We start from the raw sequence: 23,710 nt of genomic DNA, 5'->3' as shown, positions 1-23,710 counted from the left end.
CGGGGTGCGGTCGTCCGGCCGGACCCCCGCCTCGTAAACATGGGATGTTAGGGTCTTTGGGTGTCCGAGCCCGTCGTGCCCCCGACCACGCCCATGACGTCGCCGATCTCCCCGCCCCGCAAGGTCTCCGAGCTCGTCGTCGAGCACCTGACCGACCTCGTCGAACGGGGGGAGTGGCCCGTCGGGTCCCGCATCCCCGCCGAGCCCGAGCTCGTCGCCCAGCTCGGCGTCGGGCGCAACACGGTCCGCGAGGCCGTGCGTGCCCTGGAGCACGCCGGCATCCTCGAGCCGCGGCGCGGCGACGGCACCTACGTGCGCGCCGCCAGCGGCCTGGACGCCGCCATCGGGCGCCGGGCGCGGACCTCCGACGCGCTGCAGGTGCTCGAGGTGCGCTCCGTGCTCGAGCGCGGGGCCGCGCGCGTCGCCGCCGGCCGGGTCGCCGCGGGCGGGCACGGCGACGGCGCCCTCGCCGCGCTGCGGACGGCGCTCGACCGGCAGGAGGCCGCTGCCCGCGAGGGCGGCGAGGACGACTTCCGGGCCGCCGACGTCGCCTTCCACGCCGAGCTCGTGCGCTCCGCCGGGAACGCCCTGCTCGCCGAGCTCTACGACGGCATCGACCACGTGCTCGTCCGGACCCTCGCCACCGACGCCCACGGCCGGCACCACCGCGACGTGCCCGGCCACCGCGAGGTCGTCGACGCCGTCGCCGCCGGGGACCCCGACGCCGCCGAGCGCGCGGTCGAGGCCACGATGGCCGCGGTCCATGCCCATCTCGTCGACCGGGCTGACGCCACGGCGGCGCCGTCGTCCGGCACGACGACGGAGGTGGACGCGTGAGCCTCCGTCGCCCGCTCGGGGCGGGGGCCGTCGTCGCCATCGTCCTCGCCGCGCTCAACCTCCGCCCCGGTGTCGTCGCTGTCTCGCCCCTGCTGGGCGAGATCCTCGCGGAGGAGGGGCTCAGCGCCACCGCCGGCGGCGTCCTCACGACGCTGCCCGTCCTCTGCTTCGGGCTCCTCGCCCCCGTGGCGCCCGGGCTGGCCCGCCGCGTCGGCCTGGAGCGCGCCCTGTTCGGCAGCCTCGTGGTGCTGTGCCTCGGCTTCGCGCTGCGGCTCGTGCCCGGGATCGCCCCGCTGCTGGTGGGCACGCTCGCCGTGGGCTCCGCGATCGGGCTCGGCAACGTGCTGCTGCCCGCCCTGATCAAGCGCGACTTCGCCGACCGGGTCGGCCTCATGACCGGGTTGTACTCCATGGCCCTGTCGGGCGGCGCGGCGCTCGCCGCCGGCCTCACCGTGCCGATCGCCACGGCCACCGGCATGGACTGGCGCGCCGCGCTCGCGTCGTGGGGGCTTCTCGCCGTGCTCGGCGCCGTCGTCTGGGCGCCGCGCGCGCTGCGCTCGACCGGCGTGGTCGCCACCCTCCGGCCGCCGGGCGCCACCCCCGCCGACGCCGTGCGGTCGGTGTGGCGCAGCCCGCTGGCCTGGGCAGTCACCGTGCTGATGGGCACGCAGTCGCTGTCGTTCTACGCCGTGAACGCGTGGCTGCCGGAGATCTTCGTCGCCGCGGGCCGGAGCGTCGCGGTGGGCGGCTGGCTGCTCGCGCTGACCAACCTGCTCGGCATCGTCGGCTCGTTCGTCACGCCCGTGCTCGCGGGCCGCATGCGGCGGCAGCGGGGGATCGGCGTCGTCATCGTCGCGCTCATCACCACCGGCCTGGTCGGCCTGATCCTCGCGCCCGACGCCGCCGTGCTGTGGGTCGTGCTGCTCGGCCTCGGCCAGGGGGGCGGCATCAGCCTGGCGCTGACCCTCATGGCCCTGCGCACCGAGCACGCCGCGCGCACGTCCGAGCTGTCGGGCATGGCGCAGAGCGCGGGCTACGTGCTGGCCGCCTGCGGCCCGCTCGGCCTCGGCGTGGCCCACGACGCCACCGGATCGTGGACCGCGCCGCTGGTGCTGCTCGTCGTGGCGTCGTTGGTGCAGGGTGTGGCGGCCTGGTTCGCCGGGCGGGACGAGATCGTCCGCTGACGCGCGCTCAGAGGCCCACGGGCTCGAGCGTGACGTGCACGGTCGCGCCCGGCTCGAGGCCCTCGGCCACGCGTACCGCCTTCTTCATCGGCAGCACGTAGCCCCGCTGCTCGTCGCTGGGGAACACCGACGTCGACCAGGTCGTGGCGCCGACGGTGACGGTGACCTTGATCGACCCGAAGCCGCGCGGCGGCAGGGGAAGCTCGGCGAGGGTGTCGGACTCCTCCGGCGGCACCGTGACGAACCACCACGAGTCCGTGCGGACCTGCCACTGCCACAGCGGGGCGGAGAACGTCAGGCGCATGCCGGCCACGCTACGACCCGCCCCGGACATGCTCCGGACTGCCCCGGACATGGATCGAGCGTGCTGACGTGCTCCTCGAACGGGGCGTCGAGGAGCACGTCAGCACGCTCGATGCGCGCCGGGTGCCGTGGTGGGGGTCAGCCCTCCGACGGGGCCTGCGGGGCGGAGGAGCCGCCCTCGACCGGGCGGCCTCCGCGGGTGCGACGGCGGTTGCGGCTGCGACGACGGCGCTGCTCGCCGTCGCGCTGCTCGCCCGCACCGGACGCTGCCGCCTCGGAGCGCTCGCCCGCGCCGTCCGCCGAGCCCTGGCCGGAGCGCGAGCCCTGGCCGGAGCGCGAGGCGCCGCGGCCGCCGCGCGAGCCGCCGTCGCGACGACCGTCCCGGCCTCCGTCACGACCGCCGCGGTGGCCGTCGCGCTGGCCGCCGGAGGAGCTGGTGCGCTTGCCCGTCTCGCCGAGGTCCTCGAGCTCCTCGGCCTCCAGGCCGCCCAGCTGCTGCTTGCTCTTCGGCAGGCGGCCCTTGGTGCCCTCGGGGATGCCCAGGTCGGAGAAGAGGTGCGGCGAGCTCGAGTACGTCTCGACCGGCTCCGGGAACCCGAGGTTCAGCGTGCGGTCGATGAGCTGCCACCGGGGCACGTCGTCCCAGTCGACGAACGTCACCGCGGTGCCCTGCTTGCCCGCGCGGCCGGTGCGGCCGATGCGGTGCAGGTAGGTGCGCTCGTCCTCGGGGCACTGGTAGTTGACGACGTGCGTGACGTCGTCGACGTCGATGCCGCGCGCCGCGACGTCCGTCGCGACGAGGACGTCGATGTGGCCGTGCCGGAACGCGCGCAGGGCCTGCTCGCGCGCGCCCTGGCCGAGGTCGCCGTGGATGGCGCCGGCCGCGAAGCCGCGGTCGCGCAGCTCGTCGGACACCTTCGCCGCGGTGCGCTTGGTCCGGGCGAACACGATGGTCCGCCCGCGGCCCTCGGCCTGCAGCAGGCGGGCGAGCACCTCGACCTTGTCCAGCGCGTGCGCGCGGTAGACGACCTGGCGCGTGTTCTTCACGGTCGCGCCGTCGTCGTCCGGCTCGGCCGCGCGGATGTGCGTGGGCTGCGACATGTAGCGGCGGGCCATCGAGACCACCGGGCCGGGCATCGTCGCGCTGAACAGCATGGTGTGCCGCACCGCGGGCGTGCGGGCGAGGATCTTCTCGACGTCCGGCAGGAAGCCCAGGTCGAGCATCTCGTCGGCCTCGTCCAGCACGACCGTGGCCGCGCGGGTGAGGTTGAGGTGGCCCTGGTTGAGCAGGTCGACCATGCGGCCCGGCGTGCCGACGACGACCTCCACACCGCTGTTCAGCATCTCGATCTGCGGCTCGTACGCGCGCCCGCCGTAGATCTGCGCGATGCGCACGGAGCGCTTCTTCGAGGCGGTGGCGAGGTCGTTCGCGACCTGCACCGCGAGCTCGCGGGTCGGCGCGACGACGATCGCCTGCGGCTTGCCGGGAGCGGGCAGCTCGTCGTAGCCGGGCTCGCCGGGCGCGACGACGCGGTGCAGCAGCGGAACGCCGAAGCCGAGGGTCTTGCCCGTGCCGGTCTTGGCCTGGCCGATGATGTCGTGACCCTGCAGGGCCACCGGCAGCGTCATCGCCTGGATGGGGAACGGGTGGGTGATGCCGGACTCGCGCAGGGCCTCGACGATCTCGGGGCGCACCCCGAAGTCCGCGAAGGAGACGTCCTGCGCCTGGATGGCGGCGGGGGTGGAGTAGTCGGGCTCGCCGGTGGCGGGCGCCGTGGGGGCCGCGGTGGCGGCGGGTTCGGTCGTGGTCACGGGTACCTTCGTCTGCTCGTCGGCGCGCGCGAACCGGGCTCCCGATCGGGCCGGAGATCCGGCGACGGGCCGTGTTCGGGTCGCAAGGAGCGCCGAGGTGGTCGGCAGCCGATCGCGGAAGAACGTCGCTCAGGCTCGGCAGGGATCCCGCCGGGCCGCTGCGGTCGAGTCAGTGGATTGAGACCCATGGCGTGACGACCGGGCAACCGAAGTACACGCCCATGGTACGCGACGGGTGCCGGGTAGGGGTGTGACGTGGCCGGTCGCCTCTATCCTGAGGCGCGTGAGCGAGCAGCAGAGCACCCCGGACCCCGCCCTGACGACGCTGGTCGGGCTCGCGGCCTACACGGAGCTGGCGGCGTTCGGGCTGCTCGCGGCCCGGTCGGTGGACGCCCCCGACCTTGTCGCCCGTCAGACGCTGGCGACGGCGGCGGGGGAGGCGCTGAGCCGTCAGGAGCGGCTGCTCGATCTCGTCGACGCCCCGGGGCCCGAGGGCTCGGGGGGCGCCGGCGCGGCCGCGACGATGGCCCCGTTCGACGGTGCGCTGGCCGACTTCGACGCCCGCACGACGCCGTCGGGCTGGGCCGAGGGCCTGCTCAAGAGCGTCGTGGGGCTCGGCGTCGCGCAGGACCTGTGCCGCGAGCTCGCCGCGGGCCTGCCCGGCGGCGCGGCAGGCTTCGTGGCCGCCGTGGGCGAGCCCCGGCCCGACGACCCCGCGACCGCCGTGCTGGCGGGGGCCGCCGCGGCGGACGGCGTGCTCGCCTCGCGCCTGGCGCTGTGGGGGCGCCGCGTCGTCGGCGAGGCGCTGGGCCTCGTCCCCGTGCTGCTCGCGGCTCACCGCCGCGCACACGCGCCGGATGGACCGCCTCGGCCTCGCCGCCTGACGCCGACCGACGCCGCCTGACGCCGACCGACGCCGCGCCGACGCCGCGCCGACGGTCAGAGGGCGCCGAAGCCCACCCGGGCCTGCTCGGTGGCGCCCACCTCGACGTAGCCGATCGTGGCGGTCGGCACGAGGATGGTGCGCCCCCGCGAGTCGGTGAGCTCCAGGAGCCCCCCGTCGGCGATCGCGCTGCGCACCGCGGCGGTCACGTCCTCCGCCGTCTGGTCGGTCTCGACGACCAGCTCGCGGGCCAGGTTCTGCACACCGATCGTGATCTCCACGTTGTCTCCTTCGCGAGCCGCGCCGGTCGTGCCGGCGCGTGTCTGTCGGCCGTCTAGCGGCCGTCCGTCGTTCCCGGTCGTCCCGGACGTCTCGTCGATCCTAGCCACGGCCGCGTGCCGCGACCGGCCCGGACGGCGCTTGTCAGCGGAGGGTGAAACTGCTCGTCGCGTGGGGCGGGGCGGTCGGGTCGGTGGGGCTGTCGGTGGGGCTGTCGGTGGGGCATGGTCGAATCGGTCCCGTGACGTCAGCTCCCTCCACCGCCGTGCGCCTCGTGGCGCCGGAGCCCGCCGCCGTCGGTAGCGCCGACGTCGTGCTGGACGCCACGCAGGAGGCGGCCGTGGAGACGGCGCTCGCCGGCGACGTCACGCTCGTGGTCGGCGCGCCGGGCACGGGGCGGACGACGGTCGCGACGGCGGTGGCGGTGCGGGCCATGGCGGGCGGCGAGGGGGTGCGCGGCGTCGACCCGTCGCGCGTGCTGGTGCTCGCGGCGTCGCGCCGGTCGGCCGCACGGCTGCGCGACGAGGTGGCCGCGCGCGCGGGCCGCACGGTCGGGGCCCCGATGGTGCGCACGCCCGCGTCGGCGGCGTTCGCGGTGCTGCGGTCGCGGGCTGCGGCGCACGGTGACGCCGCGCCGACGCTGGTCTCCGGGCCGGAGCAGGACCTGGTGCTGGCCGAGCTGCTCGAGGGGCACCTGTCCGGGGAGGGGACCGACCTCGCGCTGCCGCCGGGGCTGCCCGAGGAGTCGCTCGGCCTGCGCGGGCTGCGGCAGGAGCTGCGCGACCTGCTCATGCGCGCTGCAGAGCGCGGGCTCGGCCCGGTGGACCTCGACGAGCTGGGCCGCCGGCACGACCGCCCCGAGTGGGTGCTCGCCGCGCGGCTCTACGAGGAGTACCTGGACGTCACGACGCTGCGCCTCGGCACGCCGGACGCGGGCGCCCGGTACGACCCGGCGGGCGTGATCGACGAGGCGGCGCACGCCCTCGCGGGCTGGGACGACGAGCTGCCGGACGTGCCGCGCCCGTCCTGGGACCTCGTCGTCGTGGACGACTACCAGGAGGCGACCGTCGCCACGGCGCGGCTGCTGCACGTGCTGCACGACGCCGGGGCCCGGCTCGTGCTGCTGGCCGACCCGGACTCCGCGGTGCAGGGGTTCCGCGGCGCGTCCCCGGGTCTGGTCGGGCGCGCCGCCGCGCCCGCGCGCGCCGGCGTCGTGGGGGCGTTCGACGCGCGCACCGTGGTGCTGGGCACCGCGTGGCGGCAGCCGGAGGGGCTGCGGGAGGTGACGCGGGCCGTGACGTCGCGCATCGCGACCGTCTCCGGCGCCCTGCACCGCGGCGCCGCCCCGCGGCCCGACGACGACGGTCCGGTGGGCGACGGCGGCCCGGACGCGGACGGCGAGGACGGGTCGAGGGCTGCGGCATCGCCCGGCGCGGGGGACGGGCCCGAGGCCGTGGGGCCGTCGGGCGTGCAGGTCGCGGTGCTCGCCGGGCCGGCGCAGGAGGCCGCGTTCGTGGCGCGGGAGCTGCGCGCGGAGCACCTGCTGCACGGCACGCCGTGGGAGCGGATGGCGGTCGTGGCGCGCAGCGGCGACCGGCTGGCCTCGCTGCGCCGCGACCTGGTCGCGGCGTCGGTGCCGGTGGCGCTGCTCGGCTCGGACCTGCCCCTGCGCGACGAGCCGGCAGCGTCGCCCCTCCTGGCGGCGCTGCGCGTGTGCGCGGCCGGCGGCGGCGTGGACCGGCTGCTCGCGGAGGAGCTCGGGGAGCCCGGCGTGGGCTCCGCCCTCGACGCCGAGACGGCGGCGCTGCTGCTCACGTCCCCGGTGGGCGGGCTCGACGCGGTGGCGCTGCGCCGCCTGCGGCGCGCGCTGCGGGCGGAGGAGCTGTCGGGCGGCGGCGGACGGTCGTCGGACGCGCTGCTGGTCGAGGTGCTGGACGACCCGGCGCGCGCGGAGACGCTGCCGACGCCGGTGCGGCGCGGCCCGCACGCCGTCGCGCGGGTGCTGGCCGCGGGCCGGGCGGCGGCGGGCGAGCCGGGCGCCACCGCGCAGACCGTGCTGTGGGCGGTGTGGGCGGCCACCGGGCTCGCGGACCGGTGGCGCGACCAGGCGCTGGCGGGCGGCCCTGCCGGGGCGCGCGCGGACCGCGACCTGGACGCCGTCCTGGCCCTGTTCCGCGCGGCCGAGACGTACGTGGACCGCATGCCCGGCGCCCCGGTCGCCGCCTTCGTCGACTACCTCGCGTCGCAGGACCTGCCCGCCGACTCGCTCGCGGCGTCCGCGGTGGGCGCGCACGCGGTCGAGGCGCTCACCCCTGCGGGCGCGGCGGGGCGCGAGTGGGACGTCGTCGTGGTCGTGGGCGTGCAGGACGGCGTGTGGCCGGACCTGCGGCTGCGCGACTCGCTGCTCGGCTCGCAGGCGCTCGTGGAGCTGCTCGCCGGGCGCTCCGACGACGCGCACGGCATGGGCCCGGAGGCCCGCCGCCAGGTGCTCGCGGACGAGCTGCGGGCGTTCGCGGTCGCGACGTCGCGGGCGCGGCGCCGGCTGGTCGTGACGGCGGTCGAGGACGCCGAGGACGCGCCGTCGGTGTTCCTCGACCTGGTCGAACCGCCCGACGGCGACCGGGCGGGCGCCGAGGGGGCCGACCCGCGCCGCGTGACCGTGGGCCCGCCGCTCGACCTGCGCGGCGTGGTGGCCGAGGCGCGCGCGACGCTCGTCCGTGCGGGCGGCCGTACCGATGACGACGGACCGGTCGACGTGGCCGCCGCGCTGCTCGCCGACCTGGTGGACGCGGGGATCGCCGAGGCCGACCCGCGCACCTGGTACGGCGTGGCCGCGACCTCCAGCGACGCGCCGCTCTGGGGGCCGGACGACGTCGTGACGGTCTCGCCGTCCAAGGTGGAGACCGTGAGCACGTGCGCGCTGAAGTGGGCGTTCGAGTCGGCGGGGGCCACGGCACCCGACGCCACGCACCAGACGCTCGGCACGCTGGTCCACGCGATCGCGGAGGACCTGCCGAAGGCGTCGCTCGGCGAGCTGCGCGCCGAGCTGGACCGGCGCTGGCCGGAGCTCGCGCTGCCCGACGGCTGGCCGTCGCGCCAGCTGCGGAACCGCGCCGAGCAGATGATCGAGCGCCTCGCCGCCTACTACGGGGAGGCGGGCGACCCGCTGCTCGTGGAGCCGGCCTTCGAGCTCACCGTGGGGCGAGCGCGCCTGCGCGGCAAGATCGACCGCGTCGAGGACGCGGGCGACGACGGCGTGACGGTGGCCGACCTCAAGACCGGCCGTAGCGCGCCCGCCCGCGCGAAGGCCACCGAGCACCCGCAGCTCGGCGCGTACCAGCTCGCGGTGTCCGAGGGTGCGCTCGACCTGCCGCCCGGCACGCCCAGCGCGGGGGCGCGGCTCGTGTACGTGGGGACGCCGACCGTGGCGCCGACGCTGCGCGACCAGCCCGCGCTGCAGGTCGGCGAGGACGGGTCGAGCTGGGCGCGGGCGCTGGTGGAGAGCGCCGCCGACACGATGGCGGCGGGCCGCTTCACCGCGCACGAGAACGACCTGTGCCCCATGTGCCCCGTGCGCCGGTCGTGCCCCGTGCAGCCCGAGGGAAGGAACGTGATCGAGTGACCGGCGACGGCACCACCGGCCCGGCCGTTCCCGAGCCGCAGGACGACCGCCCCCACGGCGGTCGCGACGACCTCGCCGGGGCGTTCGCGGACGAGACGTGGGCCGCGCTGGGCGAGCCGGGCCGCGAGGCCGGCCTCGGGTTCCCGGAGCTCGCCGGCGTGGGCCTCGCGTCGCCGGACGCGGTGCTGTTCGACGACGCCGCGCTGCTCGGCGACTCGCTGCTCGGCGGCGCGACGGCGGACGACGGCCCCGGGACGTCCGGGCGCCGCGCTCCCGCGGAGCCGCGGCTGTCCGCCCGCGACATCGCCGAGCTGCTCGGGCGGCCCTCGCCCACGGACGAGCAGGTCGCCGTCATCGAGGCGCCGCTGGAGCCCGTGCTCGTCGTCGCCGGGGCCGGGTCGGGCAAGACGGAGACGATGGCGGCGCGCGTGGTGTGGCTCATCGCGAACGAGCTCGTGGCGCCCGAGGAGGTGCTCGGGCTGACGTTCACGCGCAAGGCGGCGGCGGAGCTCACCCAGCGGGTGCAGTCCCGTCTCGCGCAGCTCGCCCGCGCGCAGGGCCGCGCGACGTCGGGGCTCGACCTGCTCGCGCGGCCCACCGTCGCGACGTACAACGCGTACGCGGCGTCGCTGGTGGCCGACCACGGGCTGCGGCTCGGCATCGAGCCGGGCTCTCGCCTGCTGGGCGAGGCGAACCAGTGGCAGCTCGCGGCGCAGGTCGTGGAGTCGTGGGCCGACGACCTCGGCACCGACAAGGCGGTGAGCACCGTCACCGGGGCCGTCCTGGCGCTGTCGGGCGAGCTCGGCGAGCACCTGCTGCCCGTGGACGAGGCGCGCGACGCGCTGGCCGACGTCGTCGCCCGCCTGGAGGCGCTGCCGCTCGGCCCACGGCAGAAGAAGCGGACCAAGGAGATCCAGGGGCTGATCGACTCGGTGGCGGAACGCACCCGCCTGCTCGACCTCGTCGCGGAGTACCGGCGTCGCAAGCGTGTCGCGGACTCGCTGGACTTCGGCGACCAGATCGCGTTCGCGGCCGAGCTCGCGCTGTCGGTGCCGGCGGTCGGGGCCACGGAGCGCTCCCGCTTCCCGGTCGTGCTGCTCGACGAGTACCAGGACACGTCGTACGCCCAGGTCGAGCTGCTCGCCGGGCTGTTCGGCGGCGGGCACGCCGTGACCGCGGTGGGCGACCCGCACCAGTCGATCTACGGCTGGCGGGGCGCCTCGGCGTCGGGGCTGGCCCGCTTCGGCGAGCGGTTCCGCACGCGCGGGGGAGCGCCGGCCGCCGTGCGCTACCTGAGCACGTCGTGGCGCAACGACGCGGCCGTGCTCGCGGCCGCGAACGTCGCCGCGGCGCCGCTGCGCGAGCGCGCGCGGCACACCGGCACGGGCGTCGACGTCCCGCCGCTCGACCTGCGGCCCGGCGCGGGGACGGGCGTCGTGCGCGCGCACGTCGCCGCCACGAGCGAGGAGGAGGCGGAGGCGGCCGCGGAGTTCGTCGCGGCGCGCTGGCGCCGCGCGACCCGCCGGGACGGCTCCGACCGGGTGACGGCCGCCGTGCTGTGCCGGGCGCGGTCGCAGTTCGCGGCGGTCGAGGTCGCGCTGCGCCGCCGCGGGCTGCCGGTCGAGGTCGTGGGCCTGGGCGGGCTGCTGTCCACGCCGGAGGTGGTGGACGTCGTCGCGCTGCTCGAGGCCGTGCACGACCCGTCGCGCGGCGACTCGCTGCTGCGGCTCCTCACCGGGCCGCGGGTCAACCTCGGCGCCGCGGACCTGCACGCCCTCGGCTCGTGGGCGTCGGACCTGGCCCGCGCCGACGGCGCACGGCCGGGCGACCGCACCGCGGCACGGGACGAGGTGCCGGAGGGGGAGGACGGCGACGCCCCCGTCGTCGTCGAGGGCGACGTCGTGGACCACCGCTCGATCGTCGACGCGCTTGACGACCTGCCGGCGCCGGGCCGCCCCGCCCGCGACGGCCGCGTCTTGTCCGCCGCGGGCCACGGCCGGCTGGCCGCCCTCGCCCGGCTGCTGCGCGAGCTGCGGGGCCTCACCTACCTCTCGCTGCCCGAGCTGGTGGTGGCGGCCGAGCGCGCGCTCGGGCTCGACGTCGAGGTCGCCACGGCGCAGGTGCTCGCGGACACGCTCACCCCGGTGACCGGCCCCGGGGGCGGCGGGGCCGCCGCGGGCGTGAGCCTGCGCGGGCGCGAGCACCTCGACGCGTTCCGCGACGTCGCCGCGAGCTTCGCGCAGTCGGCCGACGTCGCGACGCTCGGCGCGTTCCTCGCGTGGCTCGGCGTGGCCGGCGACCAGGAGCGCGGGCTCGACATGCCGGTCCGCGAGCCCGACCCCGACGCCGTGCAGGTCATCACCGCGCACGCCGCGAAGGGGCTGGAGTGGGACGTGGTGGCGGTGCCGGGGCTGGTGGACGGCGTGTTCCCGAGCCAGGCGGAGTCGGCGCAGGGGCGCCTGGACAGCGGCTGGCTCACCGACGTCTCCGCGCTGCCGTACCACCTGCGCGGCGACGCCCCGGACCTGCCCGAGTTCACCTGGGCTGAGGCGGCCGACACCAAGGACCTCGCCGCCCGGCGCGACCAGTTCCGCGCGGACAGCGGCACGCACCGGCTCGCCGAGGAGCGGCGGCTCGCCTACGTCGCGTTCACGCGCGCCCGGCGCGAGCTGTTCCTCACCGCGCACTGGTGGGGCACGGGCAGCACGCCGCGGCGCGTCTCGCCGTTCCTCGCGGAGCTCGTCGAGGCCGGGGTGGTCGACGCGGGCGGCTGGGCCGACCAGCCCGACCCGGCGACGGGCAACCCCCGCGACGCCGTGGAGCACGCCGCGCCCTGGCCCGCGCCAGAGCAGGCCGTCGGGGGCGGAGCGGCGGACGACGCCGAGCCCGACCCTGCGGCCGGAGCACCACCACCCGGGCCCGACGACGCCGAAGGCTCGACGCCGCGCGACGTCCTGCGGGCGTCGGCGGCCCGGGTCGACGCGGCGCGCGCCGACCTCGCGAGAGCCGAGGGCGAGGGCGCCGCGACCGGCGTGCTGCGCGACGCGGCGGGGCGCGACCTGGTGCTGCTGGCCCGCACGCTGCTCGTGGAGCGCGGGGAGCGGGGGGCGCGGCAGGTCGAGATGCCGGCGCACGTGTCGGCGTCGGGCCTGGTCCGGCTCGCCGGGGACCGCGACGGCTTCGCTCTCCAGCTGCGCCGGCCGGTGCCGCAGGAGCCCACGGTGCACGCCCGCCGCGGCACGCACTTCCACGAGTGGGTGGAGCGGTTCTTCACCTCGTCGTCCCTGGTCGACGTCGACGACCTGCCGGGCGCCGAGGACGGCGAGATCGCACCGGACGTCGATCTGGAGACGCTGCGGCAGCGCTTCACGGAGTCCGTGTGGGCGTCCCGTACCCCGCTCGCTGTCGAGGTCGACGTCGAGACCCCGGTGGGCGGCGTCATGCTGCGCAGCCGGATCGACGCCGTCTTCCCCGACGACGACGCGCCGCCCCCCGCGGAGGGCGAGCCGCCGGCCGTCGTCGTCGTGGACTGGAAGACCGGGCACGAGCCCCGCGACGCGGGCGCGCGCTCCGCCCGCGAGGTGCAGCTCGCGGTCTACCGGCTCGCCTGGTCCCGCTACACCGGGCTGCCGCTCGACAAGGTCTCCGCCGCGTTCGTCTACGTCTCCAGCGGCACGACCGTCCGCCCCCGACGCCTGCTCGACGAGGCCGAGCTGGAGGCGCTGGTGCGGGGCGCGCCGCACCAGCGGTAGGGCTCACCAGCGGTAGTCGAGGAACTTCCCGTCGAGGGTCACCACCACCCGGTCGCCGTCCGGGTGGGCGCGCCGGGCGATGTCGACCTGGAAGTTGATCGCCGACATGATCCCGTCGCCGAACTCCTCGTGGATGAGCTCCTTGAGCGCCGGCCCGTACACGGCCAGCGCCTCGGTGAAGCGGTAGATCGTCGGGTCGGTGAGCACGGCCTCGTCGCGCACGCGGTAGGGCTGCAGCCGCAGGGCCTCGGCGACGTCCTCGCCCAGGCCGAGCAGCGTGCACGCCGCGGAGGCCTGGTCCGCTGACATCGGGTGGTTGCCGAGCAGCGCGGCCGTCGTCCAGACGACCGGGGCGCCGACCTTGTCGGCGATCTCCTGCCAGGTGAGGCCGGAGCGGAGGCGGGCGGTGACGACCTGCTCGGCCGCGGCGGCCTTGGTCATGATCGGGTCCACGGGTGTCCTTCGTTCGGGGGTTTGCTGTCTGACGGCGGCGGGGGCGGCGGCTCAGCCGACCGGCGTGGCCACGCGCTCCTCGGCGACGGTCTCGACCGGCGCGGGACGACGGCGCTCGGGCCGGGTGCGGTAGTGCGTGAGGTACAGGGGCAGCCCGACGAACGTCAGACCGCCGACGAGGTTGCCGAGCACGGTCGGGATCTCGTTCCAGACCAGGTAGTCCATGACGGTGAAGTCGCCGCCGAGCAGCAGGCCCGAGGGGAACAGGAACATGTTCACCACGGAGTGCTCGAAGCCCATGTAGAAGAACAGGAACACCGGCATCCACATCACGACGGCCTTGCTGATCGTGTCCTTCGACATGAGGAACGCGACGACGCCGGTCGAGACCATCCAGTTGCACAGCACGCCGCGCACGAACAGCGTGAGCATCCCGGCCGCGCCGTGGTCGGCGTACCCGACGGTGCGCCCCTCGCCGATGTGCCCGATGGCCTGCCCGATCTCGTTGGGCGGCGTGGAGAACCCGTACGTGAAGGTGATCGCCATGAGCACGGCGACGGTGAACGCGCCGGCGAAGTTGCCGCAGAACACGAGGCCCCAGTTGCGCCACATACCGGCCCAGGTGGCGCCCGGGCGGCGGGCGATGACGGCGAACGGCACCAGCGTGAAGACGCCGGTGAGCAGGTCGAAGCCCATCAGGTAGAGCATGATGAAGCCGATCGGGAAGAAGGCCGCCCCGAGCAGCGGGTTCCCGGTGTTCGTCGAGATGGTCACGGCCATCGCGGCGGCCAGGGCGAGGATGGCCCCGCCCATGAACGAGCGGATGAGCGTGTCCCGGGTGGACATGAACAGCTTCTTCTCGCCGGTGGCGATCATCTGCGAGACGAAGTCCTGCGGCATCACGTACGACATGGCGGACCCTTCGGCGGGAGTGGAGGCGCTGGTGTGCCGCCGAGTCTCGTCGCCGCAGGTTGTGGCCACGTCGCCGTGGTGTTGAGGTCGTGTTTCGGCCCGTCCCGAAGTGGTGAGCCCGCGGTTTCCGCGACCTCGCACCGGCGCGCGCGGGCCGGTGAGGCCGGTCAGGCGGGGGCGTCCTCGCGGGTGGCCTCGTCGAGGTCGGCGAGCATGGCCTCGGCGTCGGCGACGACGTCGCCCAGGCCGCGGCGGACGCCGTGCAGCAGCCAGCGGGCCAGCGCCAGCTCGCCCACGAGCAGCGCGCGGTCGACGAGGCGCGCGTCGTGCAGCTCGGTGCGGCGCAGCTGGTAGGCCTCCATGATCGAGTCGACCGCGTCCGGCGGGGCGGCGACGAGCAGCCAGGCGAGGTCGTCGGCCGGGTCGGCCACGCGGGCGTCGGACCAGCCGCTGATGGCGGTGACCCGCCCACCGGTGACGAGCATCTGGTCGGTGGCGAGGTCCCCGTGCACGACGACGGGCTGGAAGCGCCAGAGGGCCACGTCCTCGAGCGCGGCCTCCCAGCGGCGCAGCAGCGTGGGCGGCACCTTGCCGGTCGCGGCGGCCTCGTCGAGCTCGACCAGGCGGCGCTCGCGGTACTCGGCCGCGGTGTACGACGGAAGCCCGCACGACTCGACGACGGACGCGGGCAGCTCGTGCACCGCGGCGAGGGTGCGGCCGAGGTCGGCGGCGAGGCCGGGGCCGGGCCGCAGGGCCTCGAGGTCGAGCGCGGTGCCCGTCACGTGCCGATGCACGACGGCGCGCCCGCCCTCGGGCAGCAGCGCGAAGCCGGCCACCTGCGGCACGGTGAAGGGCAGCACCCCGGCGTCGACGTACAGGTGCAGCGCCTCGAGCAGCTCGGTCTCGGCCTCGAGGGCGGCGCCGGCCATGGTGGTGCGGGGCGCGCGCACGAGCCAGTCGACGCCGTCGTCTGCCGTGACGACGGCGACGTCGTAGTCGCCGGGGAGCTCCTCGGGGCGGACCGAGCGGGCGTCCAGGCCCGGGACGGCGGCCGTCGCGAGGGCGGCGAGGGCGAGCGGACTGCGTGGCACCCGCCCACCGTAGACGCTGCCGGGGTCCGCCCGGGAGCACCGCGGCGCGCGTGTCCGCCGTCGTCCCACCGTCCTCACGCCGTGCGCCCGGGGCCCCGCCGCCGCGGGTACGGTCGAGGCGTGACGGCCCCCTCTGCGATCCCCGACCTCTCCTTCACGCACGCCACCCACGACCGGGCGGCCGAGCGCCGCGCCGAGCCGGGGCTGCTGGCCCGGCTGCTGGGCGACCCCGCCACCCGGGTCGTGCTGGTGCTGCGCGGCCGCGTCGCCGTCGACGCCGCGGGCGACCTGCTCCTCGTCGACGTCGCGGCGGTCGACGGGCTCCCGGCCGAGCCCGAGCGGGCCGACCGGCCCGACGCGCACGTGCCCGGGCACCGCTGGCTGTTCCTCGGCGAGCAGGACGGCGCGGCGCTGCTGGGCCTCGTGCTGCCCGACGAGGCGGACGCCGACGCCGTGGGGATCGAGGGCGTCTCCCCGGCCGCGCCCGCCTCGCGGCTGGCGCGCGAGCACGCGTGGGCCGGGCTGCGCGAGGTGGGCGGGCGGCGTGGTGACGCGCTCGCCGCGGAGGCGGTGGCCCTGGCCGCGTGGCACGCGTCGCACGAGCGCTGCCCGCGGTGCGGCGAGCCGACCGTCGTCGAGCAGGCCGGTTGGGTGCGCCGCTGCGTGGCGCAGGACGTCGAGGTCTACCCGCGCACCGACCCGGCGGTGATCATGGCGGTCGTCGACGACGCCGACCGGTTGTTGCTGGGGCACGCCGCGCACTGGCCGGAGGGTCGCTACTCGACGCTCGCCGGCTACGTGGAGCCGGGGGAGGGTCTGGAGCAGGCGGTGCGCCGGGAGGTCGCCGAGGAGACGTCGGTCGTGATCGGCGACGCGCCCGGCGACGTCGTCTACCGCGGCAGCCAGCCGTGGCCGTTCCCCGCGTCGCTCATGCTCGGGTTCCGGGCGCGGGCCGTGGCGACCGACGTCGAGGTGGACGGCGCGGAGGTGACCGCGGCGCGCTGGTTCACCCGCGAGGAGCTGGCCGCGGGCGTGGCTGCGGGCGAGGTGGGCCTGCCGGGCCGGCCGTCGATCGCCCGCGCCCTCGTGGAGGAGTGGTACGGGAAGGAGCTGCCCGGCTGACGCGGCCTCCGACGGCGGGTCAGGCGGTCAGGCGCGCCTTCACGTCGAGCAGCGACGGGTTGGTCGCTGCGGTGCCGTCGGGGAAGACGACGGTCGGGACGGTGCGGTTGCCGTCGTTGACCTGCTCCACGAACTCCGCCGTCCCCGGCTGCTCCTCGATGTCGACCACCGTGTACCCGATGCCCTCGGAGTCGAGCTGGGTGCGCAGCCGCCGGCAGTACCCGCACCACGCGGTCGAGTACATGGTGACGGTGCCCGGGGCGGGGAGCTGCGGCGTGACGACGGTCATCGGGATCCTCCTGTGACGGCGGCTGGGGACGACGGGAGCGGGGTGTCGGCGACGGCTGCGAGAATCGCAGACGATGCCGACCACCACCAACTCCCCGAGCGCCCCGCTTCATCCCGACGCGATCCTCGACGCCCTCGACCCCGAGCAGCGCGACGTGGCGCTGGCCCTGACGGGGCCGGTGTGCGTGCTCGCGGGCGCGGGCACGGGCAAGACGCGCGCGATCACGCACCGCATCGCCTACGGCGTGCGGAACGGCACCTACAAGCCGACGTCGGTGCTCGCGGTGACGTTCACCGCCCGGGCGGCGGGGGAGATGCGCACCCGGCTCCGCGACCTGGGGGTGGTGGGCGTGCAGGCGCGCACCTTCCACGCGGCGGCGCTGCGTCAGCTCGGCTACTTCTGGCCACGCGTCGTGGGCGGCGCGCCGCCGCGGATCCTCGAGCACAAGGCGCCCGCGGTCGCCGAGGCCGCCCGCCGCGTCGGCGTCAGCGTCGACCGGGTCGCCGTGCGCGACCTGTCCTCCGAGGTGGAGTGGGCCAAGGTGTCGCTCGTCACGGCGGAGGACTACGTGAAGGCGGCCCAGGTCGACGACCGCCCGGCGCCGTCGGGCTACGACCACCAGACGGTCGCCCGCCTCATCACGGCGTACGAGGACGTCAAGACCGAGCGCGGCGTCATCGACTTCGAGGACGTCCTGCTCATGCTCGCCGACATGCTGAACTCCCACCGGCAGGTGGCCGACGAGGTGCGCTCGCAGTACCGCCACTTCGTCGTCGACGAGTACCAGGACGTCTCGCCGCTGCAGCAGTTCCTGCTCGACCAGTGGCTCGGGGACCGCAAGGAGCTCTGCGTGGTGGGCGACCCCTCGCAGACCATCTACTCCTTCACGGGCGCGACGCCGCACTACCTGCTCGACTTCACGCGGACCTACTCCGAGGCCCAGGTGGTCCGGCTGGTGCGCGACTACCGCTCCACGCCGCAGGTCGTGCACCTCGCGAACCAGGTGCTGCGCCGCGGCCGGGTCCCCGGGGCGCTGGAGCTGGTGGCGCAGCGCCCGGCGGGTCCGCCCGCGAGCTTCACGGCCTACGACGACGACGACGCGGAGGCCACGGGGATCGCGGCCCGCGCGGGCCGGCTGATCGCGTCGGGCGTGCGGCCCAGCGAGATCGCGGTGCTCTACCGCACCAACGCGCAGTCGGCGGCGTTCGAGTCGGCGCTCGCGGACGCCGGGATCAGCTATCTCGTCCGCGGGGGCGAGCGGTTCTTCCAGCGCAAGGAGGTGCGCGACGCGATCGTCCTGCTGCGCGGCGCGGCCCGGTCCGCCGACCCGGACCAGCCGATGCCCGAGCAGGTGCGCGACGTGCTCACCACCGCCGGCTGGACGGAGCAGCCGCCCGCCGCGCGGGGCGCCGCGCGCGAGCGGTGGGAGGCGATGCAGGCGCTCGTCGGGCTGGCCGACGACGTCGCGGCCGCCGCCCCGCAGGACGCGCCGGCCACGATGGCCACCCTCGTCGGCGAGCTGGAGGAGCGGGCCTCGGCGCAGCACGCACCCACCGTCGAGGGCGTCACGCTGGCGTCGCTGCACGCGGCGAAGGGGCTCGAGTGGGACGCCGTGTTCCTCGCGGGGGTGAGCGAGGGGCTCATGCCGATCTCGCTCGCGGAGACGGACGAGGCGGTCGCCGAGGAGCGCCGCCTCCTGTACGTGGGGATCACCCGCGCCCGCGAGCACCTGGAGCTGTCGTTCGCGCGGTCCCGCAACCCGGGCGGCCGGGCCACGCGCAAGCGCACCCGCTTCCTCGACGGGCTGTGGCCGGACGACCCGTCGGACCGGCGCGGCCGCGGGCGGGCGGTGCGCGGCCAGGCGCGCCAGCTGCTCACCGGGGAGCACGACGTCGCCCTGTTCGACGCGCTGCGCGAGTGGCGGCTGTCGGTGGCCCGCGAGACGGACAAGCCGGCGTTCACGGTGCTGGGCGACGCCACGCTGGCCGCCATCGCGGAGCTCAAGCCGACGTCGGTGGCGCAGCTCGCGCGTGTGAACGGCGTGGGCCCGGCGAAGATCGACCGGTACGGGCCGACGATCCTCGCGATCGTGGCGGAGCAGGCCGGCTGAGCACGTACGGCATAACCCGTATTTGTGAGCGGACCTGCCGAAAGGTCTTGTCGGCAGGTCGCAGGGCTGCCAGATTGTCGGGGTCCGTCCCCGACGAGAGGTGTCCTCCATGTTCCCGGCACGGTTCCCGCCCCACCGTTCCCGGTGCCCCCGTCCCGACGGCCGTCGTACCCGCACGGCGCTGACGGCGGGCGCCGGCGTCGTCCTGGCCGTGCTGCTGGCGGCCTGCTCCGCCGGCGGCGGCGAGCCGGGTGACGGCAACGGCCCGCGTGGCGGCGGCGACCACGCCGACCACGGCGGATCTCAGGGGACCTCGGAGGGTCACGCCGCGCACGTGATGCCCGAGGGCTTCACCGAGGCCCTCGAACGGGTCACGACCGACCGGGGGACCGAGATCCTCGAGGACGGGCTGATCACCAGGGCCGAGGTGCAGGACCTGCAGCAGGTCCAGGTGGACTGCCTCGTCGACGAGGGCTTCGACGCGAGCCGCGGGGACGGCGGGCTGCAGGTCCGGGCGGTCCCGGACGGCCTCGACGACGCGGGTGTCGCGGCCGCCGTGGAGGGCTGCCTGGGTGACCTGAAGGTCATCGGCCCGCTGGAGGCGGCGACCTCCTCGGGGGCCTGAACGGGTGCCCGAAAAAACTCGTCGAAGAAAATCTCGAAAAAGATGTGGCGGCCTGGGCGGGGCCGTCTATGCTCGGAGAGTCCCAGACGGAGTGGCGTCTGCCGAGAGGCGGAGGTCCGAGAGCAGTGAGGAGGTGGGTGCACAAGATGGACACGATGACTCAGATCGTGATGGCGACCGCGTCTGCCGGCGCGCCCGGGTACACGTCTGCCCGTGGCGAGCTTGACGCCGTCCGTCCGTTCCGCGCGCGTCAGCACGGAGCAGGCAACGCCGATCTCCACATCGCACCCGACTCCGCCTCCTGGAGACATCCGGTCTAGAACCGGATCCAGGCCGCGGAGTCCCCCCGGGACCCGCGGCCTTCGTCTTTCCGCTCAGGGAAGAAGACCTCACCAGGTCGTTCGAGCCGGACCTCTGACTCCAGAGGTCCACCCGCAGGTCCTGAACACCGACGTTCACATCAACACTCAGGACCTGACGGAGGAACTCGTGCGTCTCGCACAGCTGTTGGACGAGCGGCTGCTCGACACGATCCCCCAGGGCGGAAACGGCCCCTGGACCCCGCATCAACCCCTCACCCAGAGCCCGGCCGAGGTGGCCGAGCTCGACCGCCAGTTCGCGGCGCTGCTGCCGTGCCGTACCAACGACCCGGAGCTCTGGTTCGCCGAGCACACCACCCAGGTCGAGGAGGCCAAGGCGCTGTGCCGTGGCTGCCCGCTGCAGGCCGGCTGCCTCGCCGGTGCCCTCGAGCGGCAGGAGCCCTGGGGCGTCTGGGGTGGTGAGGTCTTCGTCGACGGCAAGGTCGTGGCCCGCAAGCGCGGTCGCGGCCGGCCCCGGAAGTCGGAGACCGTCGCAGCATGACCGCGCAGTGCGCCCGGGACCCCCGGCGTGCTGACCAGGCAGGAACCATCACAGGCCTCCGGCGAGACCTCGGGGAGCGCGCCCGCACCACGTGCGGCCGGCTCTCCGCGGTCTCGCCCGGGGCCTGTCCTCATTCCGGCAGGCGAGTACACCCGCAGTCCGGGTGCGGCGCGACGTCCCGCGCCCGCGGTACCGCCTCGGGCAGCGCGACCTCGAGGCTGCGCCCCACGGTCGCGGGCATCGCGCCGTCGAGCAGCGCGAGCACCTGCCCGGCCGCGAGCGCCGCGGCCGTCGCCGCCAGCATGGTCTCGTGGGCGACGTCGTCGTCCGGGCGGAGCGCGAGGTCCGCGGCGACGAAGGGCCAGCGCCGGTCCGCGTCGGCGGCGTGACGGTCGCAGCACCCCACGCACGGCGAGCGGCCCGGCAGCACGAGCGGGCCGACCACCACGTCGGCCTCCCGCACCACGACCGGGAGGTGGGGGACCCCGGCGCCGAGCAGCCGCTCGTAGCGCTCCGGGCGCGCGGCGTGACCCTCCACCACCACGACGGCGTCCGGCAGGCGGGGCTCGCCGGCCGCCGTGACCGGCAGCGCGCTGCCGACGCGCAGGCGCGGGTGCGCGGACGCGAGCCGAGCGGCGGCGGACTGCTCCCGCGGGCGACCGACGTCGCCGGGTGCGTGGCCCCCGAGCCCCAGGTCGCCCACCTGGACGGGGTCGCGGTCGTCGAGCACGAGGGTGCCGACGCCGGCGCCCGCGAGGAGGCCGGCCAGGGCGGTGCCGGTCCGGCCGAGGCCGCGCACCCCGACGACGCGGGCGCCGCGGACGGCGAGCGTGGCCGTGCCCGCACCGTCGGGGCGCAGCGCGCCCAGCACGGTGGCGTCCGGGGTCCAGCCCGGCGCCGCGTCCGCGGCCTCGAGCGGCCGGTCCGGGGCGGCGCGGACGAGGAACCCTCCGTCGGCCAGCGCGCGCACGATCTGCTCCTGGCGCTCGGGGCTCACGCCCCAGTGCCGCGCGCCGCGGGCCAGGGAGCGGTGCCGCCGCGCGCCGGCGTCGCGCAGCCACCGCGCCTCGTGGTCGTCCAGCCCGGACAGGACGAGGCTCCAGCGAGGGTCCGTCCCGAGCTGGACCTCGCCGGCTCCGTGGTCGAGGACCGGGGTCGCCGGGCGCAGCGTGAGGAGGGGCCCCGCCGAGGTGGTCGGGCTGTCGGCGTCTGCCATGCGGTCACCCTGGCACGCACGTCGGAGGCCGGCCGGGCGTCGTCCACAGGCCCGACGCCCGGGCCTCGTGGCGCCCCGGTTCGTGTGTTGTGACACACAAAGTTCACGATTCCCCGGTACCGTCGTGCCGTGGCCCACGACACGATGATGACGTCGGTGGAGGTCCGGCGCAGTCGCCGGCGGACCGCCACGGTCAGCGCGTACCGCGACGGCGAGCGCACCGTCGTGGCCATTCCCGCGCGCTTCTCTCGTGCCCAGGAGCGTGAATGGGTGGCGAAGATGCTCGCGCGGCTCGAGGACAAGGAGCGTCGTCGGCGCCCGTCCGACGCCGAGCTCGTCCAGCGGGCCAGGGAGCTCTCCGAGCGGTACCTGGACGGTCGTGCCCACCCGACCAGCGTGTCCTGGTCGCCCCACCAGGGCCGACGCTGGGGGTCGTGCACGCTGGTCGACGGCTCGATCCGGATCTCCACGCGCGTGCAGGGGATGCCCGAGTGGGTGCTCGACTACGTGCTGCTGCACGAGCTGGCGCACCTGCTGCACGCGGGGCACGGCGCCGCTTTCTGGCAGCTGCTCGAGGGCTACCCGCGCACCGACCGCGCGCGCGGGTTCCTCGAGGGCGTCTCCTTCGTCCAGGACGACGGCGGCGCGCAGCCCGGGCCCTCCGGCGGCGACACCGCCGGCTGAGCCTGCCGGCCGTCGAGCCTGTCGGAACGAGCCCCGCGCGAAGGTCCCGACAGGCCGACCGGCGACAGGTCAGGAGCTCGGGGAGTCCCCGTCCTCGGCGTCGCCGTCCTTCGCCGAGCGGTCCGCGGCGTCCAGGATCTGCGCCAGCGCCGCGTCGACGTCGGACTGCTCCTCCGCCTGCTCCTGACGGCGCGTGAAGTAGCCGGCGGGGTCGTCGAGGTCCGCGGTGCCGGGCAGCAGGTCCGGGTGCTCCCAGACGGCGTCGCGGGCCTGCGGGCCGCCCTCGGCGAGGACGTGCGCGAAGAGCGCGGTGGCGTCGCGTGAGCGCCGCGGGCGCAGCTCGAGCCCGACCAGCGTGGCGAAGGTGTGCTCCGCGGGGCCGCCGGCCGCGCGGCGGCGGCGGATCATCTCGCGCAGCGGGTAGGTGTGCGGCAGGTGGGGGAGGGCCGCGGTGGCGGCGACCTCCGTGACCCAGCCCTCGACGAGCGCGAGCGCGGTCTCGAGGCGCAGCAGCGTGGCCTCCTGCTCGGGGGTGTGCTGCAGCCCGAACACGCCGCCGGTCAGCGCGCCGCGCAGCGCCTCGGGGTCGCTGGGGTCGATGTCGCGCACCTGCTGCTCGAGCACGTCCAGGTCGATGGTGATGCCGCGCGCGTACTGCTCGACGAGGCCGTGCAGGTGCGCCGCGAGCCAGGGGACGTGCGTGAACAGCCGGGCGTGCGCGGCCTCGCGCAGCGCGAGGAAGTGGCGCACCTCCTCCAGCGGCGCGTCGAGCCCGTCGGCGAACGCCGTGAGGTTGGTCGGCAGCAGCACGGTGGCGGGCTCGGACAGGAGCGGGACGCCGACGTCGGTCGCGCCGAACACCTCCCGCGACAGGGTCCCCGCGGCCTGCCCCACCTGCATGCCGAACACGGCCGACCCGAGCCGGCGCATCATCTGGGCGGGGTCGAACGCGCCGCCGCCCAGGGCGCCGGCGGGCAGGCCCGCGAGACCCGGCATGTCCAGCGCGTCGTCTCCGAGCTCCCCGGGGAGCTGGTCGCGCAGCACGGTGGCGAGGGCGTCGGCGACGGACGTCGCGACGGGTGCCACCAGCCGGTTCCAGGCGGGCAGTGTGGCCTCGACCCACTCCGAGCGGCTCCACGCGTGCGCGCGGCCGCCGGCGGGCGGCAGGTCGGTCACGGCGTCGAGCCACAGCTCCGCCACGCCGAGGGCGTCGGTCGCGGCCTTGGCCTGGCCGCCCGTGAGCGACGGGTCGCCCTCGGCGACGGCGACCTGCCGGGCGATGTCGTGCGCGACGTCGGTGTTCACCGGGCCGTCCCCGGACGCGGACAGCAGCCGCTGCACCTGGGCGAGGACGTGCTGCATGGTCGCCGGGTCCGGGGTGCCGGCGCCGGGCATTCCCGCGAGCGCGGCCGGGTCGATGCCCTGCGCGCGCATCTGGGCGAGGACCTCGTCGGTGCGGTCGCCGAAGAAGCCCTCCAGCATCGAGCGCAGCATGCGCTCGCGCTCCTCGGCACCCTCGGGGTCGTCGGGAAGGTTGCTCATGCGCGGGGCTCCTCGGCTGTGCGGTGGAGGGACGTCGGGCGACGGCGGCCGTCTTCCGACTGGTTCACCGTAACCACCGACGACGTCCGGTCGGGTCGTGGGGTTCCGGCGGTTCGCTCTGGGCGCAGATCTC

Annotated in this window: 19 protein-coding genes; 10 read left to right on the top strand and 9 right to left on the bottom strand. The window is 76.2% G+C overall.

All coding sequences use genetic code 11. From position 1 onward, the window contains the following. The first annotated feature begins 60 nt into the window (after nucleotides 1-60). A complete protein-coding gene (locus ACQP6G_RS02805) occupies nucleotides 61-837 on the top strand; it encodes a FadR/GntR family transcriptional regulator (RefSeq protein ID WP_429762650.1) in 777 nt (258 codons plus the stop codon). Continuing rightward, entirely contained in the window at nucleotides 834-2,021 is a 1,188-nt protein-coding gene (locus ACQP6G_RS02800; protein WP_429762649.1) for a CynX/NimT family MFS transporter, read from the top strand. Before ACQP6G_RS02805 ends, ACQP6G_RS02800 begins: the two co-directional genes overlap by 4 nt. Before the next feature lie 7 nt (nucleotides 2,022-2,028). On the opposite strand, the gene ACQP6G_RS02795 is transcribed toward ACQP6G_RS02800, so the two are convergent. Both ACQP6G_RS02795 and ACQP6G_RS02790 read right to left on the bottom strand, forming a co-directional pair. Next, entirely contained in the window at nucleotides 2,029-2,325 is a 297-nt protein-coding gene (locus ACQP6G_RS02795) for a DUF1905 domain-containing protein (RefSeq protein ID WP_429762648.1), read from the bottom strand. Nucleotides 2,326-2,462: 137 nt separating this feature from the next. Then, on the bottom strand, nucleotides 2,463-4,136 hold the full coding sequence (locus tag ACQP6G_RS02790; protein WP_429762647.1) for a DEAD/DEAH box helicase: 1,674 nt from the start codon (nucleotides 4,134-4,136) through the stop codon (nucleotides 2,463-2,465). 283 nt (nucleotides 4,137-4,419) lie between these two features. On the opposite strand from ACQP6G_RS02790, the gene ACQP6G_RS02785 reads away from it, so the two are divergent. Next, nucleotides 4,420-5,040: a ferritin-like fold-containing protein gene (locus ACQP6G_RS02785; protein WP_429762646.1), complete on the top strand. Its 621-nt coding sequence runs from the start codon at nucleotides 4,420-4,422 to the stop codon at nucleotides 5,038-5,040. 35 nt (nucleotides 5,041-5,075) lie between these two features. Here the strand turns inward: ACQP6G_RS02785 and ACQP6G_RS02780 are convergent, their stop codons facing one another. Then, the gene (locus tag ACQP6G_RS02780; RefSeq protein ID WP_429762645.1) at nucleotides 5,076-5,300 is read right to left on the bottom strand and encodes a DUF3107 domain-containing protein; all 225 of its coding nucleotides are present in this window, start codon (nucleotides 5,298-5,300) and stop codon (nucleotides 5,076-5,078) included. A 239-nt stretch (nucleotides 5,301-5,539) separates the two neighbouring features. Here ACQP6G_RS02780 and ACQP6G_RS02775 point away from each other — a divergent pair, with 239 nt between their 5' ends. Then, nucleotides 5,540-8,920 carry a PD-(D/E)XK nuclease family protein gene (locus tag ACQP6G_RS02775; RefSeq protein ID WP_429762644.1) on the top strand — a complete coding sequence of 1,127 codons (3,381 nt, stop codon included), beginning with the start codon at nucleotides 5,540-5,542 and terminating at the stop codon, nucleotides 8,918-8,920. After that, nucleotides 8,917-12,672 (top strand): ATP-dependent helicase, encoded by a 3,756-nt coding sequence (locus ACQP6G_RS02770; RefSeq protein WP_429762643.1) that lies wholly within the window; start codon nucleotides 8,917-8,919, stop codon nucleotides 12,670-12,672. The genes ACQP6G_RS02775 and ACQP6G_RS02770 overlap by 4 nt, the downstream gene beginning before the upstream one ends. 3 nt (nucleotides 12,673-12,675) lie before the next feature. Here the strand turns inward: ACQP6G_RS02770 and cynS are convergent, their stop codons facing one another. The 3 genes from cynS to ACQP6G_RS02755 form a co-directional block, all read right to left on the bottom strand. After that, nucleotides 12,676-13,125, bottom strand: coding sequence for a cyanase (cynS, locus tag ACQP6G_RS02765; protein ID WP_429762642.1), 450 nt, complete (start codon nucleotides 13,123-13,125; stop codon nucleotides 12,676-12,678). Nucleotides 13,126-13,176: 51 nt separating this feature from the next. Next, complete coding sequence (locus ACQP6G_RS02760) at nucleotides 13,177-14,037, bottom strand: formate/nitrite transporter family protein (protein ID WP_429762641.1); 861 nt, start codon at nucleotides 14,035-14,037, stop codon at nucleotides 13,177-13,179. 167 nt (nucleotides 14,038-14,204) lie between these two features. Further along, nucleotides 14,205-15,128: a macrolide 2'-phosphotransferase gene (locus ACQP6G_RS02755; RefSeq protein WP_429762640.1), complete on the bottom strand. Its 924-nt coding sequence runs from the start codon at nucleotides 15,126-15,128 to the stop codon at nucleotides 14,205-14,207. Nucleotides 15,129-15,248: 120 nt separating this feature from the next. On the opposite strand from ACQP6G_RS02755, the gene nudC reads away from it, so the two are divergent. Then, nucleotides 15,249-16,250, top strand: coding sequence for an NAD(+) diphosphatase (gene nudC, locus ACQP6G_RS02750; protein ID WP_429762639.1), 1,002 nt, complete (start codon nucleotides 15,249-15,251; stop codon nucleotides 16,248-16,250). A gap of 19 nt (nucleotides 16,251-16,269) precedes the next feature. Here nudC and ACQP6G_RS02745 read toward each other — a convergent pair whose 3' ends face one another. Beyond that, entirely contained in the window at nucleotides 16,270-16,539 is a 270-nt protein-coding gene (locus ACQP6G_RS02745; protein WP_429762638.1) for a mycoredoxin, read from the bottom strand. Nucleotides 16,540-16,612: 73 nt separating this feature from the next. Here ACQP6G_RS02745 and ACQP6G_RS02740 point away from each other — a divergent pair, with 73 nt between their 5' ends. The 3 genes from ACQP6G_RS02740 (at nucleotide 16,613) to ACQP6G_RS02730 (ending at nucleotide 20,135) form a co-directional block, all read left to right on the top strand. Then, nucleotides 16,613-18,649, top strand: coding sequence for an ATP-dependent DNA helicase UvrD2 (locus tag ACQP6G_RS02740; protein WP_429762637.1), 2,037 nt, complete (start codon nucleotides 16,613-16,615; stop codon nucleotides 18,647-18,649). A 109-nt stretch (nucleotides 18,650-18,758) separates the two neighbouring features. Beyond that, nucleotides 18,759-19,274, top strand: a complete 516-nt coding sequence (locus ACQP6G_RS02735; RefSeq protein WP_429762636.1) for a hypothetical protein — start codon at nucleotides 18,759-18,761, stop codon at nucleotides 19,272-19,274. A gap of 489 nt (nucleotides 19,275-19,763) precedes the next feature. Further along, a complete protein-coding gene (locus tag ACQP6G_RS02730) occupies nucleotides 19,764-20,135 on the top strand; it encodes a WhiB family transcriptional regulator (RefSeq protein WP_429762635.1) in 372 nt (123 codons plus the stop codon). Nucleotides 20,136-20,265: 130 nt separating this feature from the next. Here the strand turns inward: ACQP6G_RS02730 and ACQP6G_RS02725 are convergent, their stop codons facing one another. Continuing rightward, nucleotides 20,266-21,351 carry a ThiF family adenylyltransferase gene (locus ACQP6G_RS02725; protein ID WP_429762634.1) on the bottom strand — a complete coding sequence of 362 codons (1,086 nt, stop codon included), beginning with the start codon at nucleotides 21,349-21,351 and terminating at the stop codon, nucleotides 20,266-20,268. A gap of 144 nt (nucleotides 21,352-21,495) precedes the next feature. On the opposite strand from ACQP6G_RS02725, the gene ACQP6G_RS02720 reads away from it, so the two are divergent. Continuing rightward, nucleotides 21,496-22,035, top strand: coding sequence for a SprT-like domain-containing protein (locus ACQP6G_RS02720; RefSeq protein ID WP_429762695.1), 540 nt, complete (start codon nucleotides 21,496-21,498; stop codon nucleotides 22,033-22,035). 69 nt (nucleotides 22,036-22,104) lie between these two features. On the opposite strand, the gene ACQP6G_RS02715 is transcribed toward ACQP6G_RS02720, so the two are convergent. Beyond that, complete coding sequence (locus ACQP6G_RS02715; protein ID WP_429762633.1) at nucleotides 22,105-23,577, bottom strand: zinc-dependent metalloprotease; 1,473 nt, start codon at nucleotides 23,575-23,577, stop codon at nucleotides 22,105-22,107. Nucleotides 23,578-23,710: the final 133 nt, after the last annotated feature.

The sequence above is a fragment of the Isoptericola nanjingensis genome, from assembly GCF_050311635.1.
In the GTDB taxonomy this organism is placed as follows: Bacteria; Actinomycetota; Actinomycetes; order Actinomycetales; family Cellulomonadaceae; genus Isoptericola; species Isoptericola nanjingensis.
Note: the sequence above shows the minus strand (reverse complement) of the source record. Positions and strands in the feature narration are given on the sequence as shown.

Coding starts and splice junctions, on each gene's coding strand:
- ACQP6G_RS02795 (WP_429762648.1), bottom strand. CDS start 2,325: ATGCGCCTGACGTTCTCCGCCCCGCTGTGGCAGTGGCAGGTCCGCACG.
- ACQP6G_RS02760 (WP_429762641.1), bottom strand. CDS start 14,037: ATGTCGTACGTGATGCCGCAGGACTTCGTCTCGCAGATGATCGCCACC.
- ACQP6G_RS02745 (WP_429762638.1), bottom strand. CDS start 16,539: ATGACCGTCGTCACGCCGCAGCTCCCCGCCCCGGGCACCGTCACCATG.
- ACQP6G_RS02740 (WP_429762637.1), top strand. CDS start 16,613: ATGCCGACCACCACCAACTCCCCGAGCGCCCCGCTTCATCCCGACGCG.
- ACQP6G_RS02735 (WP_429762636.1), top strand. CDS start 18,759: ATGTTCCCGGCACGGTTCCCGCCCCACCGTTCCCGGTGCCCCCGTCCC.
- ACQP6G_RS02725 (WP_429762634.1), bottom strand. CDS start 21,351: ATGGCAGACGCCGACAGCCCGACCACCTCGGCGGGGCCCCTCCTCACG.
- ACQP6G_RS02720 (WP_429762695.1), top strand. CDS start 21,496: ATGATGACGTCGGTGGAGGTCCGGCGCAGTCGCCGGCGGACCGCCACG.
- ACQP6G_RS02715 (WP_429762633.1), bottom strand. CDS start 23,577: ATGAGCAACCTTCCCGACGACCCCGAGGGTGCCGAGGAGCGCGAGCGC.